Genomic DNA, 15,223 nt, shown 5'->3' with positions numbered 1-15,223 from the left:
GGGCTTAACCTCTCTTCGTGGGCGAGCTGACGGTGTCCGGTCGGGACACCGTGCACGTGTGGGTCTGCCGTACCGCCGGCGGTCGGCCGGAGGCGGTGGATCGGCTGCTGCGGCGCGCGGGGTCCGCGCTGCTGGGCCGGGCGGAGTCGGAGGTCACGGCGGGTCGGCGGCCCGACGGACGGCCGTGGGTGCGGGCCGCGGGCGCCGACCTGCCGGTCAGCGTCAGTCACGACGGCGGCGTGGTGGTGGTCGCCGCCTGCCGGGCCGGGACGGTCGGGGTGGACGTGGAGCGGCGCCGCGCGCTGCCCGCGGTGGCGCTGGCCCGCCGCTGGTACGCCCCGCCCGAGCTGGCCTGGCTGCGCGGGCTGCCGGAACCCGCGCGAGCGGAGGCGTTCCTGCTGCTGTGGACGGCCAAGGAGGCGGTCGGCAAGGCGCTCGGTCGGGGGCTGCGCGACGGTGGGCTGCGCCGGCCGATGCCGCTGCCCGGGCAGGCACGCGGGCTGCTGCGCCCGGTGCCGGGGCGCGACGACGTCCGGGTCGGGCATCCGGTCTGCGGCGGCGATCTGGTGCTGGCCGTCGCGGTCGGTGGCGTCGCCGCGCGCGCGGATCCGGGTGGGCCGCGGGTCGCGGTGTCGGTGCGGTGCGGATAGCCCGCCCAGCGGGCCGGTCACGGCGCGGCCACCCGTAGCGCGGCCACGGAGCGGACCAGCTTGCCGGTGGTGGTCCGGGGCAGCTGGCCGACCAGGCGCAGGGTGCGGGGACGCTTGTAGCCGGCGAGCCGCTCGGCGAGGAGCCCGTCCAGCATCTCCTCGGTCAGCGGCCCGTCGGGCTGCACGTACGCGGTGATGCCGTCGTCGTAGACCACCACGGCGGCGGCGACCCCGGGCAGCCCGGTGAGGGTGCCCTCGACCTCGGTGAGGTCCACCTTCATCCCGCCGACGGAGACCTGGGAGTCGAGCCGTCCCCGGACGGTGACCAGGCCGGTGGCCGGGTCGACGCTGCCGGCGTCGCGGGTGTGCAGCCAGCCGTCGGCCCACCGGGTGGGGTCACTGAGCCCGACGTACGGTGAGGCCGGGCAGCTCACCCGCAGCTCGCCGTCGACCTCGCGCACCTCGATGCCGGGAGCGGGCATGATCGAGGGGCGGTGCCGGCCGTGCAGGTCGGTGCCGATCACCCCGACCTCGGTCATGCCGTACATGTTGCCCAGCGGGACGCCGAACCGGTCGGTGAAGGCCTGGGCGGTCGCGGCCGGCACCAGTTCGCCGCCGGTGGTCATCCGCGTGAGCTGCGGCAGCGGACCGTCGGGGCGGGTGGAGGCGAGCAGGCCGATGTGGAACGGCACGCCGAGCACGGTCGCCGGGGTGTCCTGCGCCCGGACGGCGGCCACGATCGCGTCGCCGGAGAGCCGCTGCGGGGGGACCAGCTCGACGCCCGCGTGCAGGCCGTAGAGCAGGCCGCCGACCAGGCCGAGCACGTGCACCATGGAGGGCAGCAGGATGATCCGTTCGCCGGGCAGCGCCACCCCGTCGATCCGGGTGTAGCGGCGGACCTCGGCGATCAGGTCGTCGGCGGTGCGGCCGATCACCTTGGACGGGCCGGTGGAGCCGGAGCTGAGCTGGATGACCGCGTGCCCGCTGGTCGCCGGCCGGTCGGCGTACCGGGTCACCGTCTCGGTGACGTCGACGAAGACCCGCAACGCGCCGCCGACGGCGTGGACCGGGGCGACGACCACCTGCGGGGTGAGTCGGGCCAGCGCCCGGTCGACCTCGTGGTCGGTGAGCCGGTGGTCGAGCAGGATCGCCTGCGCGCCGACGCGCCAGGTGGCCAGCAGGTTCACCACGTACGCCAGCGAGGGTGGCAGGCGCAGCGCGGCGGCCCCACCGTGGCGCAGTCCGGCGCCGGTGAGACGGGCCTGCGCCTCCCCCACCAGCCGGCGCAGGGTGCCCCGGTCCACCGGTGCCGGTAGCCGGAGACAAACGTCGGCCGAACGGCCGGCCAGCAACACGTCGTCGACCCATTCCGGGTGTCGTGCCGTAGGATTTCCCGTCAGACGCTCCATGGTCACTACCGCCCACCGCCCAGCGTCAAATAGGGCGTAACCCGCCCATAAAGTGCATCTCTCGGGGTGCTGTCGGAACCCTACGACAGCCCGGAAGACCATTGCTAGATGCAAATGGCTAGATCAAAAAGGGCGGGCGGCCGGATTGCCCACACTCGATCGGACAGGCAGGATCGGGCGCGTACGCCGACTCCCACCCGCGACCGCCGACCGGCCAGGGGGCAAGAGCGACTGTCCGAAGTAGACAATGATCACAACCGCGTTCCGCGCGGATCGATGTTCTGCCACGGTTGCCGGGGATGCGCATTCCGTTGTTACAGGAGCGCCACCTCCCAGGGCCGGCACCGGCGCCGTCCGCGACGGTGGCGCGCGACCGGAACGGATGACAATTGTCTGCACACACAGGAAGGCGTCGATGGGCGACCGCTCTCGCCGCCGCGCTGTCCGCCACGGCGAGCGTGGTGGTGGTCGCCCCCGTCGGAGCCGTGGCGGCGGGGGCCCCACCCGGGATCGTCGTGGCCAACGGCGCCACCCAACCCGTGTTCTCGATGGCCGAGGCCGTCCAGGAAACGGTGCACGTCCGGTCGGACATGGACAGCGACGGTGACGGCGTCCTCGACACCATCACCGCGCTGGTGATCCGACCGGAGGAGACGAACTCCACCCTCAAGGTCGCTTCGATCGTCAAGGCCAGTCCGTACTGGACGGTCCAGACCGCCGCGGCCCGGCGCAGCACGGTGACGGACCCGATCGCCGATCCGGCCACCCACTGGAGCGGCTGGCTGGACGAGTACTTCGTGCCGCGGGGGTACGCCGTGCTCGAGGTGGAGATCGCCGGCACCGGCACCTCCGAGGGGTGCCTGTCGGTAGGCGGCGCCGAAGACGAGCGCAGCGTGACCGCCGTGATCGACTGGTTGAACGGCCGCGCCACCGCCACCCGCGACGACGGCAGCCCGGCGGTGGCCTCGTGGAGCACGGGAAGCGTCGGCATGTACGGGGTGTCCTACGACGGCACGCTGGCGACGCAGGTGGCCGAGACGGGCATCGACGGGCTCGAGACCATCGTGCCGGTCGGGGCGATCTCCAGCTGGTACGACTACACCCGGGCGCAGGGCATCGGGTACCGGAGCTGGCCGACCCGGTACATGCAGGGCTTCACCGGCCGGTGGGGCAACGCGGAGTCCAAGCTGGACTGCGCCGCGCGGTACCAGGGCGTCGGCGACGGCGAGACGCAGGCCGGCTGGGACCACGGCCCGTTCTTCGTCGCACGCGACTACCGTGACCGCGTCGACCGGGTCACGGCCTCCGTGTTCCTCGTGCACGGTCAGCAGGACGACAACGTCAAGACCACCCAGTGGGGCAGGTACTGGGACCAGTTGGCCGCACACGACGTGCCGCGCAGGCTGTACCTGCACGACGCCGCGCACGTCGACCCGTTCTACAGCGAGCCGAAGGACGCGGTCGGCCGGTGGATGGACCACTGGCTGTACGACATCGCCAACGGCGTCATGGACGAACCCCAGGCCACCGTCGACCGGCCGGACGGCACCCGGGTCACCGAGGCGGTGTGGCCTCCGTCCACGACCACCGAGACGAAGCTGTACCTGGGCCCGGCCGGCAACGGCGGCGCCGGCAGCCTGACCAGCGCGCCGGTCTCCGGCAGTCAGCAGTTCACCAGCTCCGGCACCGTCGCGGAGACGACCATGGTGGCGGGGCCCGGCACCGCCCAGAGCTACCGGCTCGCGTACCTCAGCCCGACGCTCCGGTCGGCCCACCGGCTCTCCGGCGCCACCCGCGTCGAGGTCACGTTCACCTCGGCCACCACCAGCACCCCGCTCACCGCGCTGCTGGTGCACTACACCGGCGGGTCGAGCACCCGGGTGGTGGCCCGCGGGTCGCTCGATGCCAAGAACCGTGACTCGCTCACCACCGCCACGCCGCTGACGCCGGGGCAGCAGCACACCGGCGCCATCCTGCTGGAGCCCAAGGACCACGTCTTCCCGGCGGGCAGCCAGATCGGCCTGATCCTCACCGGCAACCTCAACGAGTTCATCCACGCGGACCCGCAGGCGGGCCAGGTGACGGTGGCGCTCGGAGCCAGCCGGGTTCTCCTGCCGCTGACCATCGCGCCGGCTCCGGCCTGCGCGGACCCGGCGTGGAACCCGACGTCGATCTACACGGCCAACGACGTGGTGTCGCACAACGGCCACCGCTGGCGGGCGCAGTGGTGGACGCAGAACCAGGAACCGGGCACCACCGGGCAGTTCGGCGTCTGGGTCGACCTCGGCCCCTGCTGACCGACCGCACCACCCGTGGGCCCGCTCTGGACAGCCGGCGCGGGCCCACGGCGGGCCGGCTGCTCACCCGACACGCGGCCACCGTCAGGAGCGGCGTCACCGGAGGGCCGTGGCCACACGTGGGATAGATCGTCCGGTCAGACCCGCGCCACCTCCGGGGTCTGCGCGTGGATGACGAAACGCAGCGACCGGGCGTCGGTGAAGCACTCCCGCATCGGCCGCACCAGCTCCCGGTGCTCCGGGCTGCGCTCCCACGCCTCGAAGTCCGCCAGCGACTCCCACTCGCTGGTGATGAGCCACTGCTCGGGGTCGGTGGCGGAGCGGCACACCTGGTCCACCAGGTGCCCCGGCACCCCGTCGGCGACCAGGTGCCGCACCGCCTCGTACGCCCGCAGGAAGTCCTCGGTACGCTCCTGCGCCACCCGTACCAGGAAGACGATCCGGGCCCGTCGACCGCTCATCGCGCCGCTCCCCTCGGTGCCGGTGGCGCCCCGCGCAGCACCAGCGCGCTGTTGAAACCGTCGAAGCCCCGGGCGCAGACCAGCGCGAGCCGATGCCGTGGTCGCCGGGGCGTACGCAGAAAATCCAGGTCGCAGCCCGGCGCCGGCTCCCGCGGACCGGCCGAGACGGGCAGCGTGTCGTGGTGGAACGCCAGCAGCGCGGTCGCCACGTCCAGCGCGGAGCCGCCCTGGTGTGCCCGGCCGGTCAACGGCTTCTGCGTGCTCACCGGCGGCGGCCGGTCACCGAAGACCACCCGCAGCGCCTCGGCCTCGGCGCGGTCGTAACGGGGCACCCCGAGGGCGTCCGGCAGGACCACGTCCACCTCGTCGGGGCTGACTCCGGAGCGGTCCAGGGCCAGCCGCATCGCCCGGGCGTAGAGGGCCGGCTCGCCCGCACCGTCCGGCCCGGTGTGCGCGGCGTCGTGGGTGGCCCCCCAGCCGGTCACCTCGCCGTAGATCCGGGCGTCCCGGGCGACGGCGTGCCCGAGCTCCTCGACGACGAAGACCGCCCCGCCCTCGGCGGGCACGTAACCGCCCGCCGACCGGTCGAACGGCCGGTACGCCGCCTCCGGGTCGCAGGCGTCGCTGAGCAGGCCGGAGCGGAGCTGGCAGGCCAAGGCGTACGGGCTCAACGGACACTCGGTCGCGCCGGCGATCACCACCGGGGTGCCCCGGCGCACGGTACGCACCGCGTGGGCGAGGCTGTCCAGTCCGCCGGCGGACTCGGCGACCAGCACCCCGCACGGCCCCTTGAACTGGTGGTGGATGGAGAGCTGACCGACGCTGGCCGCGTAGAACCAGGCGATCGACTGGTACGCCCCGACGGTGCGGCTGCTGCCACCCCAGAGCCGTTGCAGCTCCCGCTGCCCGAACAGGTTGCCCCCGGACGAGCTGGCCAGGGTGACCGCCCAGCCGTACGGGTCGGGGGCCCGCTCGGGCAGCCCGGCATCGGCCAGCGCCAGCCTCGTGGCGGCGAAACCCAGGTGGGTCCACCGGTCGGTCTGCACCAACTGCCGGGTGTCGGCCCAGGCCGCCGCCTCGAATCCGGGCACCTCCCCGGCGACGCGGGTGGGGTAGCCCGCCGGGTCGAACAACGTGATCGGGGCGGTGCGGCGGACGCCCTCGACGACCGTACGCCAGTGCGCGTCGACGCCCACACCGCTGGGGGCCACCACCCCGATCCCGGTGACCACCGCCCGGACGCTCATCCGGCCACCGCCAGCCGGCGGAACACCATCGCGGACTGGAAGCCGCCGAACCCGCTGCCCACCGACAGTGCCACGTCTACCGGGGTCTCCCGGGCCACATTCGGCACGTAGTCCAGGTCGCACTCGGGGTCCCGGGTGGTCCAGTTCGCCGTCGGCGGCACCACGCCGTACTCGATGGCGAGGGCGCAGGCGGCCATCTCGATCGAACCGATCGCGCCCAGCGAGTGCCCGACCATCGACTTGATCGAGCTGATCGGCACCCGGTAGGCGGCCTCGCCGAGAGCCCGCTTGAACGCCGCCGTCTCGTGCCGGTCGTTCTGCCGGGTCCCGGAGCCGTGCGCGCTGATGTAGGAGACATCCTGCGGATTCAGCCGGGCCTGGCGCAGCGCGTCGGCGATGGCCAGTCCCATCTCCACCCCGTCGGGGCGCAGCCCGGTCATGTGGAAGCCGTTGGCACGACTGGCGTACCCGGCCAGCTCGCAGTAGACGTGCGCGCCCCGGCGGCGGGCGTGCTCCCACTCCTCCAGCACCAGCACCGCGGCCCCCTCGGCGAGGACGAAACCGTGCCGGTCGGCGTCGAACGGGCGGGAGGCGTGCGCCGGGTCGTCGTTGTCCGGGCTGGTCGCCTTGATCGCGTCGAAGGAGGCGACGGTGACCGGGGAGATCGGCGAGTCGGAGGCGCCGGCCAGCACGACGTCGGCCTCCCCGTCGACGATCAGCTGGTGGGCGTAGCCGATGGCGTCGATGCCGGAGGTGCAGCCGGTGGAGACGACCTGGGCGGGGCCGTGCACGCCGTGCCGGACGGCCACGTCGGCGGCCAGACTGCTGGGCACCAGCGCCGGGTAGAGGTACGGCCCACCGAGGGTGTGGTCGACCAGCCACCGCCGGCCGGAGTCGCTGACCCGCACGTACTCCTGTTCCAGGGCCATGGTGCCACCGACGGCGGTGCCGAGCACCACACCGGTGACCTCCCGCTCGGCGTCGGTGAGCACCAGGCCGCTGTCGGCGAGGGCCTCGGTGGAGCAGGCCAGGGCGAACTGCACGTACCGGTCGGCGCGCTGCCGCTCGGTGAGGGTGATGCCGGCGGCGTCGGGGTCGAAGTCGCACTCGGCGGCGATCTGGGAGCGGAACGGCGACGGGTCGAAGAAGCTGATCCGGCGGGTCGCCGTCCGTCCCTCGGTGACGGTCTTCCAGAAACGGTCCCGGGTGACGCCGCCCGGCGCGACCACCCCGACGCCGGTGACGACCGTGCGGCGCCCGGTCACGACGCGCCCCGCTGCTCGAGGAGTTCGGTGTCGACGTGGCCGAGTTCCGGGCGGGGGGCCAGCGGGCCGAGGTGGAAGACCACCTCGGCCGGCTCGTCGCCGGTGTTGCGCAGCCGGTGCCGTACGTTGCGGGGCACGAACAGCGCCTCCCCGGCGGCCAGCGGGACCGGCTCGTCGTCCAGGTCGACGGTGATGGCGCCCCGCGCGACGTACAGGAACTCCTCGCTGTACGGGTGGTAGTGCTCGGCGATCCGTTCCCCCGGGCGCAGCGCCGCGACCCCCATGAAGCCGGAGGTGCTGCCGACGGTACGCGGCCCGAGCAGCACCCGCAGCTCGCCGCCGCGCCGCCGGTCGGGGGTGATGTTGCGGGCGGCGACCAGTCCGCTGGTGATCTCGGTCATCGCGTGCCTCCCGCGTACGCCAGTTCGATCTTCTCCTTGATGATCTGGAGCTGGATCCGGCTGTTGGCGTTGATCCGGTCGGTCATGCCGGCGTCGTCCACCGGCGCCGTGGGTTTCATGGCGAAGTCCTGCACCCACGTCATCCGGGTGCCCTCGGGTTCCTCGGTGTAGCGCCAGTGGATGCGCATGTACTCGAACGGCCCGGTCTCCACCCGGTGCGCCCGGACCTGCCGGGTGGCCGGGTCGGCGGTGCGCTCGCTGACCCAGCTCCACGCGACGCCGTTCTCGTCGGGGTGCATGGTGAGCCGGAACCGCACCGTGTCGCCCTCACGGTGCAGGATCTCCACCACTGCGTACTCGGTGAACAGCTCGGTCCACCGGGCCACGTCGTTGGTGATGTCCCAGACCAGTTGCAGCGGGGCGGCGATGACGATGCTGTTCTCGGTGTGCCCGGGCGGCCCGGTGCGGCGGGCCACCAGGTCGGCCACGGCGGGGATGCTCAGCCGCCCGGACTGTTCGGGAATCTGCACCTGCCAGCGGTCGGCGACCACGGCGGAGAGTTCCAACAGGGCCAGCGAGTCCATGCCCAGTTCCTCCAGCGAGGCGGCGGGTGCGCGGGCGGCCGCGTCGGCGTCCAACCCGCAGTGCGCCACCAGGATGTCGGTGATCTGCTCGGTGAGCGGCTGGCCGTGTGTGACGGTCATCGGTTCCTCCTCGGTCGCGGTCAGGACTTCTCGGCGGCCGGCGCCGCGGTGGCGGCGACCGGTCGGGCGGGTGGCGCCGGCGCGGCGCTTGTTCCAGACGTCGAACGCCACGGCGATGAGCAGCACGAGCCCCTTCACCACCGACTGCAACGACTGGTCCACGCCCATGAGCTGCATGCCGTTGCTCATCACCGCCATGATCAGGCCACCGACCATGGCACCGACGACCGTGCCGACCCCGCCGGTCACCGCCGCGCCGCCGATGAAGGCCGCGGCGATCGCGTCGAGTTCGAACATGTTGCCGGCGGCCGGCTGCGCCCCGTTGGAGCGGGAGGAGTAGATGACCCCGGCGACGGCCGCCAGGAAGCCCATGTTGACGAACATCCAGAAGTTGACCGTCTTGACCTTCACCCCCGACAGCGTCGCCGCCGACAGGTTGCCGCCGATCGCGTAGACCTGGCGACCGAAGACGGTGCGCCGGGTGAGCAGCCCGTAGACGAGGACGAGGAAGGCGAGGATGATCAGCACGATCGGCAGGCCCCGGGCGTGGGCCAACTGCCAGGCGAAGTACATGATGACCGCGCCCACCGCGACCACCCGGGCGACGAACAGCGGGAACGACTCGACGGGCTGCTCGTAACGGATCCGGGCCACCCGGGTGCGGAAACCGCTCACCGCGTACCCGGCCACCGCGAGGGCGCCGATGAGCAGGGTGAAGGCGTCGTAACCCTGCCCACCGAGGAGCCCGTTGAGGAAACCGGCCGCGACCTGCTGGTACTCCGCCGGGAACGGCGACAGCGAGATGTTGTCGAGCACCCGCAGGGTGAGCCCGCGGAACAGCAGCATGCCGGCCAGGGTCACGATGAACGCCGGTATCCCGGCGTAGGCCACCCAGAAGCCGTGCCAGGCGCCCACCGCGACGCCGACGGCCAGCGCGGCCAGGATGCCCACCCACCACGGTTGCCCCTGCCGGATGACCAACACGGCGGAGACCGCGCCGGTGAGCGCGACCACCGACCCCACCGACAGGTCGATGTGACCACCGATGATCACGATGACCATGCCGATCGCGAGCACCAGGATGTAGGAGTACTGCAGGACGATGTTCGTGATGTTGCCGGGGCTCAACGAGAGACCGTCGGTCAGGATCGCGAAGAGCGCGACGATGACGACGAGGGCGACGTAGATGCCGCTCTGCCGCAGGTTGCTCATCAGCAGCGTCCGCACGTCGCTGGTCCCGGCGTGCAGGGCCGCGGCGGGGGCGCTGTCGCCGGAGGCGGTGTGCCGCGTCGAGGGGCTCTTGGTGCTGGTCATCCGACGGGCTCCTTGTCCTTCGTCATGAGCTCCATGAGGTTCTCCTGTGTCGCCTTGCCGATCGGCACCTCACCCGTGATCCGTCCGGCGGAGAGGGTGTAGATCCGGTCGCACATCCCGAGTAGTTCCGGCAGTTCCGAGGAGATGACGATCACCGCCTTCCCGTCGGCCACGAGCCGGTTGATGATCGTGTAGATCTCGAACTTCGCCCCGACGTCGATGCCGCGGGTCGGCTCGTCCAGGATCAACACGTCCGGATCGGTGAACAGCCACTTCGACAGCACCACCTTCTGCTGGTTGCCGCCGGAGAGCTTGCCGACCACGGCCATCACGCTCGGGGTCTTGATGTTCAGGTCGCGGCGGCTCTGCTCGGCGACCTTGATCTCCTCGTTGCCGTTCACCCAGCCCAACCGCGCGAGCTTGCCGAGGGCGGCGGCGGAGACGTTGCGGCGGATGTCGTCGATGAGGTTGAGGCCGAAGCGTTTGCGGTCCTCGGTGACGTAGGCGATGCCGTTGTCGATCGCCTCGGCCACGGTGCGGGCCTTGACCTCCCGGCCCCGCACGAACAGGCGGCCCCGGATGTCACGCCCGTACGACCGACCGAACACGCTCATCGCCAGTTCGGTGCGTCCCGCCCCCATCAGTCCGGCGACGCCGACCACCTCTCCGGCCCGTACGCGCAGGTTGACGCCCTCGACCACGAGACGGTCCTGGGTGGGGTGCCGCACGCTCCAGTCCTCGATGCGCAGCACCTCCTCCCCCGGCGACGACACCCGGTCGGGGTAGAAGCTCTCCAGGTCGCGGCCGACCATGCCCCGGATGATCCGCTCCTGGGTCACCTCGCCGGAGCGTATGTCGAGCGTCTCCACCGTGCGCCCGTCCCGGATGACGGTGGTGGAGTCGGCGATCGCGGTGATCTCGTTGAGCTTGTGGGAGATCATGATGCAGGTGATGCCGCGCTCCCGCAGCCGGCGCAGCAGGGCCAGCAGGTGCGCCGAGTCGACGTCGTTGAGGGCCGCGGTCGGCTCGTCGAGAATGAGCAGGCGCACCTGCTTGGACAGCGCCTTGGCGATCTCCACCAGTTGCTGCTTGCCGACACCGAGCTGGATGACCGGGGTGACCGGGTTCTCGCGCAGCCCGACGGACTCCAGCAGGGTCGCGGCGTCGGCGTTGGCACGGTTCCAGTCGATCAGCCCGCCGCGCCCGCGCCGCTCGTTGCCGAGGAAGATGTTCTCGGCGATCGACAGGTACGGCACCAGGGCGAGCTCCTGGTGGATAATGACGATGCCGTGGGCCTCGCTGTCCCTGATGCCGCGGAAGTGCACCGGCTTGCCGTCGTAGACAACCTCCCCGTCGTAGGAGCCCGACGGGTAGACACCCGACAGCACCTTCATCAGGGTGGACTTGCCTGCGCCGTTCTCACCGCAGATGGCGTGGATCTCTCCCCGCCGTACCGCGAGGGAGACGTCCTGGAGGGCCGTCACCCCGGGGAACCTCTTCGTGATGCCACGCATCTCGAGGATGGTGTCGTCCATGGTCATCGTCCTGATCGTCGATCTGAGTCGGGTGGCGACAAGGGGTGCGGGCCCGGCGGCCGTGGTCGCCGGGCCCGCACGGGAGGGGTCAGCTCTTGGCCTGGCCCGCGGCGACCTCTTCGGCCGACCAGTAGCCGGAGTCGATCAGGACCGGCTTGATGTCGTCCTTGTAGACCGTCTGGACCGGCAGGAGGTACGACGGGACGACCTTCACCCCGTTGTTGTACGTCTTGACGTCGTTGGCCTGCGGCTGCTTGCCCTGGAGGAACGCCTCGGCCGCGACCGCGGCCTGGTCGGCGAGCAGCCGGGTGTCCTTGAAGATCGTGGAGCTCTGCACGCCGTCGTTGATCAGCTTGACCGAGGCGATCTCCGCGTCCTGGCCGGTGACCACCGGCATCTTCTTGCTGGCGGCGCCGTACCCGGCGTTCTGCAGGGCGGTGATGATGCCGCGCGACAGGCCGTCGTACGGCGACAGGACGCCGTCGACCTTCGCGCCGTTGTTGTAGGTGGAGGTGAGCAGGTCCTCCATGCGCTTCTGCGCGGTCTCCTGCTGCCAGCGCAGGATCGCCGCCTGCTCGATCTTGGTCTGGCCCGACTTGACCACCAGCGACTTGTTGTCGATGTACGGCTTGAGCGTGTCCATCGCGCCGTTGAAGAAGAAGTGGGCGTTGTTGTCGTCCAGCGAGCCGGCGAAGAGCTCGATGTTGAACGGCCCGGTCGCGGTGCCCTTCGACCCGTCCTTGTTCTGCAGGCCGAGGCCGACCAGCAGCGCGGTGGCCTGGGCGATGCCGACCTTGTAGTTGTCGAAGCTGACGTAGAAGTCGACGTTCTTGCTGTCCCGGATCAGCCGGTCGTACGCGATCACCGGGATCTTCGCGTCGGCGGCCGTCTGCAGCTGGCTGGACAGCGCCGTGCCGTCGATCGCCGCGATCACCAGAACGTCCGCGCCCCGGGTGATCATCTGGTCGACCTGCTGGGACTGGGTGGGGATGTCGTCGCCGGCGTACTGCAGGTCGACCTTGTACCCCTTCGACTCGAGCTTCTGCTTCACGGCGTTGCCGTCCGCGATCCACCGCTCCGAGGTCTGCGTCGGCATCGAGACGCCGATCGTCAGCTCGGCCGGGTTCTTGCCACTGGTGTCGCCGCCGCTGCCGGCACCCTCGCCACCACAGGCCGCCAGGGTCAGCGCCAGCGCGGCGCTACCGACAGCGACCAGGAATTTCCTGCTCACAGGATTGCTCCTCTCAGAACACACACCGACGGCCGGACCGCACCGGTAAGACTTCCGGGGTGAGTGTTAGCGCTCACAATAGGCTCGTCAACGCCTGCGTCGAAATCTCTACGTCACGGTCTCGTAACAGGACCCGGGGCAATGGAGGACTGTCACTGGTAGGCGCGCACCCCCGTCGATCAGCCGGGTGGGGCGGCGACGCTGTCCCGGGCGACCAGGACGGGAGCGACGGTCTGGCGCAGCGTGCCGTCGGTCTCGCCCTCGATCTGGGTCAGCAGCAGGTCGAGGCTCGCCCGGGCCACCGCGGCGAAGTCCGGCCGCACCGTGGTCAACGGCGGGATGAAGTACGCGGCCTCCGGCACGTCGTCGAAGCCCACCACGCTGATCTCGGCTGGCACCCGTCGGCCGTACTCGTGCAGGGCGCGCAGCACGCCGAGCGCGAGATGGTCGTTGGCGGTGAACACGGCCGTGACCTCCGGCATCCGCGCCAGCATCTGCCCGCACCGGTACCCCGAGGCCGCGGACCAGTCCGCCGGCACCGGGGTCGGCACCTCCGCCCCCGCCGCCAGCAGCGCCTCCCGCCAACCCTGTATCCGACCGGCGCTGTCGAACCAGTCCGCCGGCCCGGACACGTGCCAGACCGTGCGGTGCCCCGCGTCGAGTAGGTGCCGGGTGGCCTCCCGCGCCCCGGCCGCCTGGTCGACCGTCACCAGCGGGACCGACCCGCCCGGGTCGCCGTCGACGGTGACCAGCGGCACCTCCTTCGGGAGGTGCTCCAGCGCCGCACCGGCCGACTCGACCGGCGCGATCACCACGATGCCGGCGACCCCGTGCATCAGGTGCCGCTCCACCACCGCCGAGATCGACCGATGATCCAGGTCTCGGACGCTGCCCACGCTGACGGCGAACCCGGCCTCGGCGGCGACCTGCTCCAGGGCGGCCAGCAGGGACGCCGGCCCGTAGAGGGTGGTGTTCTGCGCGACCACGCCGATCACCTGCGAGCGGCCGGTGACCAGGGCACGGGCCGCGCGGTTGGGTCGGTAGCCGAGTTCGGCGATGGCGGCCTCGACCCGCAGACGGGTCTGCTCACGGACGTAGGGGTGCCCGTTGAGCACCCGCGACACGGTCTGGTGGGAGACACCGGCGAGACGGGCCACATCGGTCATCGCCGGACCGCGTACCGCCATCTCGCTACCCACCTGCCCGTTGGTCGCCCCGGCCCGTGGCGGACCGGGGCATCCTGATGCCGGTCGTCTCTCCCGGCGCCCGTGGCGGCGCACGTCTCGGGGGCGGAGAGCGCTGGCATGGACACTCTACGCCAACCCGCGGCCAGCAGCGTGGCACCCCGGCCCGGCCGGCCCGGAGCAGGGGCGGGTGGTCGCGCACCCGGCCCGGCGGCAGCCCGACGAAGGTGGTGACCAGCGGTTCTCCCGCGTCGGGCCGGTCCCGCCGCGGTCGCACCGGCGCCACAAGGCAGGCAGGCCCGCACCGGTTTCCCGGCGATCGGGGGCCGCTTTCCCGCGCGCCGACCCACCGTCGGATATATTGACTGGAATCACTCTACTGGAGGTGGTCGTCGTGCGCGTGCGGTCGATGGTGGTGACAGCGGTCGTCACCGGTCTCACGGTCGCCGGTGTCGGAGCCGGCGCGCTGGCCGGGACCGCGCCGGCCGCTGCCCCGGCGGGCGCCGGCACCGCGCTGGCGGTCGGCGACTTCGACCTCACCCGACCGGAGGTCGTCGCCACCGGCCTGACCGTCCCCTGGGGGATGGACTTCCTGCCCGACGGCAGCGCCCTGGTGGCGCTGCGGAACTCCGGCCAGGTCCTCCGGGTACGGCCGGGACAATCCCCGGAGCCGGTGGCCCAGATCTCCGGCGTCGCCGCCGGTGGGGAAGGCGGCCTGCTCGGCCTGGCCGTCTCGCCCACGTACGCCCAGGACGGCTACGTCTACGTGTACCTCACCAGCACCTCGGACAACCGGATCGTCCGGTTCCGGCCCACCGCGCCGCAGACCCAACAGCCGATCCTCACCGGCCTGGCCCGGGCCAGCATCCACAACGGTGGCCGGATCGCCTTCGGTCCGGACGGGATGCTCTACGCGGGAGTCGGCGACGCCGGGCAGACGGCTTCCGCGCAGGATCCGCAGAGCCGCAACGGCAAGATCCTGCGGATGCGGCCGGACGGCTCGGCGCCCCCCGACAACCCCTTCCCCGGCTCCCTGGTCTACAGCCTCGGCCACCGCAACGTGCAGGGCCTGGCCTGGGACGCCCAGGGCCGGCTGCTCGCCACCGAGTTCGGGCAGAACTCGTGGGACGAGGTGAACCTGATCGTCGCCGGCGGCAACTACGGCTGGCCGACGGTCGAGGGCCGGGGCAACGATCCCCGGTTCCGTGACCCGCTGCTCGTCTGGTCGACCGCGCAGGCCTCCCCGAGCGGCGCGGCGGTGGCCGGGAACCGGCTCTTCGTCGCCGCCCTGCGCGGCGCTCGGTTGTGGAACGTGCCCCTCACCGGCACCGGCGTCGGCACCCCGGTCGCCGAACTCGTCGGCACATACGGACGCCTGCGGACCGTCGAGTACGGACCGGACGGCTGGCTCTGGGTCACCACGAGCAACCGCGACGGGCGCGGCTCACCGGCCGCCACCGACGACCGGATCCTGCGCTTCCCGCCGCGCGACACCACGCCACCCACCACCACACCACCCACGACG

Annotated in this window: 12 protein-coding genes and 1 pseudogene; 3 read left to right on the top strand and 10 right to left on the bottom strand. The window is 71.9% G+C overall.

Annotation, left to right across the window (positions count from 1 at the left end; all coding sequences use genetic code 11):
• Positions 1–17: 17 nt before the first annotated feature.
• The gene (locus tag E1165_RS03700; protein ID WP_243704577.1) at positions 18–650 is read left to right on the top strand and encodes a 4'-phosphopantetheinyl transferase superfamily protein; all 633 of its coding nucleotides are present in this window, start codon (positions 18–20) and stop codon (positions 648–650) included.
• Between the two features lie 17 nt (positions 651–667).
• On the opposite strand, the gene E1165_RS03695 is transcribed toward E1165_RS03700, so the two are convergent.
• Complete coding sequence (locus tag E1165_RS03695; protein ID WP_132387797.1) at positions 668–2,050, bottom strand: class I adenylate-forming enzyme family protein; 1,383 nt, start codon at positions 2,048–2,050, stop codon at positions 668–670.
• Between the two features lie 398 nt (positions 2,051–2,448).
• Here E1165_RS03695 and E1165_RS03690 point away from each other — a divergent pair, with 398 nt between their 5' ends.
• Complete coding sequence (locus tag E1165_RS03690) at positions 2,449–4,356, top strand: CocE/NonD family hydrolase (RefSeq protein WP_132387681.1); 1,908 nt, start codon at positions 2,449–2,451, stop codon at positions 4,354–4,356.
• Positions 4,357–4,493: 137 nt separating this feature from the next.
• On the opposite strand, the gene E1165_RS03685 is transcribed toward E1165_RS03690, so the two are convergent.
• The 9 genes and pseudogenes from E1165_RS03685 to E1165_RS03650 all read right to left on the bottom strand — a co-directional run bounded on the left by E1165_RS03685 (position 4,494) and on the right by E1165_RS03650 (position 13,680).
• The gene (locus E1165_RS03685; RefSeq protein ID WP_132387679.1) at positions 4,494–4,817 is read right to left on the bottom strand and encodes an antibiotic biosynthesis monooxygenase; all 324 of its coding nucleotides are present in this window, start codon (positions 4,815–4,817) and stop codon (positions 4,494–4,496) included.
• Positions 4,814–6,064, bottom strand: coding sequence for a beta-ketoacyl synthase N-terminal-like domain-containing protein (locus tag E1165_RS03680; protein WP_132387677.1), 1,251 nt, complete (start codon positions 6,062–6,064; stop codon positions 4,814–4,816). Before E1165_RS03680 ends, E1165_RS03685 begins: the two co-directional genes overlap by 4 nt.
• Positions 6,061–7,329 carry a beta-ketoacyl synthase gene (locus E1165_RS03675; RefSeq protein ID WP_132387675.1) on the bottom strand — a complete coding sequence of 423 codons (1,269 nt, stop codon included), beginning with the start codon at positions 7,327–7,329 and terminating at the stop codon, positions 6,061–6,063. Before E1165_RS03675 ends, E1165_RS03680 begins: the two co-directional genes overlap by 4 nt.
• Complete coding sequence (locus tag E1165_RS03670) at positions 7,326–7,730, bottom strand: cupin domain-containing protein (RefSeq protein ID WP_132387673.1); 405 nt, start codon at positions 7,728–7,730, stop codon at positions 7,326–7,328. The genes E1165_RS03675 and E1165_RS03670 overlap by 4 nt, the downstream gene beginning before the upstream one ends.
• Entirely contained in the window at positions 7,727–8,434 is a 708-nt protein-coding gene (locus E1165_RS28810; protein ID WP_165945133.1) for an SRPBCC family protein, read from the bottom strand. The genes E1165_RS03670 and E1165_RS28810 overlap by 4 nt, the downstream gene beginning before the upstream one ends.
• 66 nt (positions 8,435–8,500) lie before the next feature.
• Positions 8,501–9,748: pseudogene (mmsB, locus tag E1165_RS28805) on the bottom strand (multiple monosaccharide ABC transporter permease); the annotation flags it as partial.
• Complete coding sequence (mmsA, locus tag E1165_RS03660; protein ID WP_132387795.1) at positions 9,745–11,283, bottom strand: multiple monosaccharide ABC transporter ATP-binding protein; 1,539 nt, start codon at positions 11,281–11,283, stop codon at positions 9,745–9,747. The pseudogene mmsB and the gene mmsA, both read right to left, overlap by 4 nt.
• An 88-nt stretch (positions 11,284–11,371) precedes the next feature.
• On the bottom strand, positions 11,372–12,514 hold the full coding sequence (gene chvE, locus E1165_RS03655; RefSeq protein ID WP_132387669.1) for a multiple monosaccharide ABC transporter substrate-binding protein: 1,143 nt from the start codon (positions 12,512–12,514) through the stop codon (positions 11,372–11,374).
• Positions 12,515–12,693: 179 nt separating this feature from the next.
• On the bottom strand, positions 12,694–13,680 hold the full coding sequence (locus tag E1165_RS03650; RefSeq protein WP_207916538.1) for a LacI family DNA-binding transcriptional regulator: 987 nt from the start codon (positions 13,678–13,680) through the stop codon (positions 12,694–12,696).
• Between the two features lie 427 nt (positions 13,681–14,107).
• Here E1165_RS03650 and E1165_RS03645 point away from each other — a divergent pair.
• On the top strand, positions 14,108–15,223 hold a 1,116-nt coding region (locus tag E1165_RS03645), incomplete at its 3' end, for a sorbosone dehydrogenase family protein (RefSeq protein ID WP_132387791.1).

Origin of the sequence: Micromonospora sp. KC723, assembly GCF_004348595.1 — a bacterium.
In the GTDB taxonomy this organism is placed as follows: Bacteria; Actinomycetota; Actinomycetes; order Mycobacteriales; family Micromonosporaceae; genus Micromonospora.
This window is presented reverse-complemented; position numbering and strand designations above follow the sequence as displayed.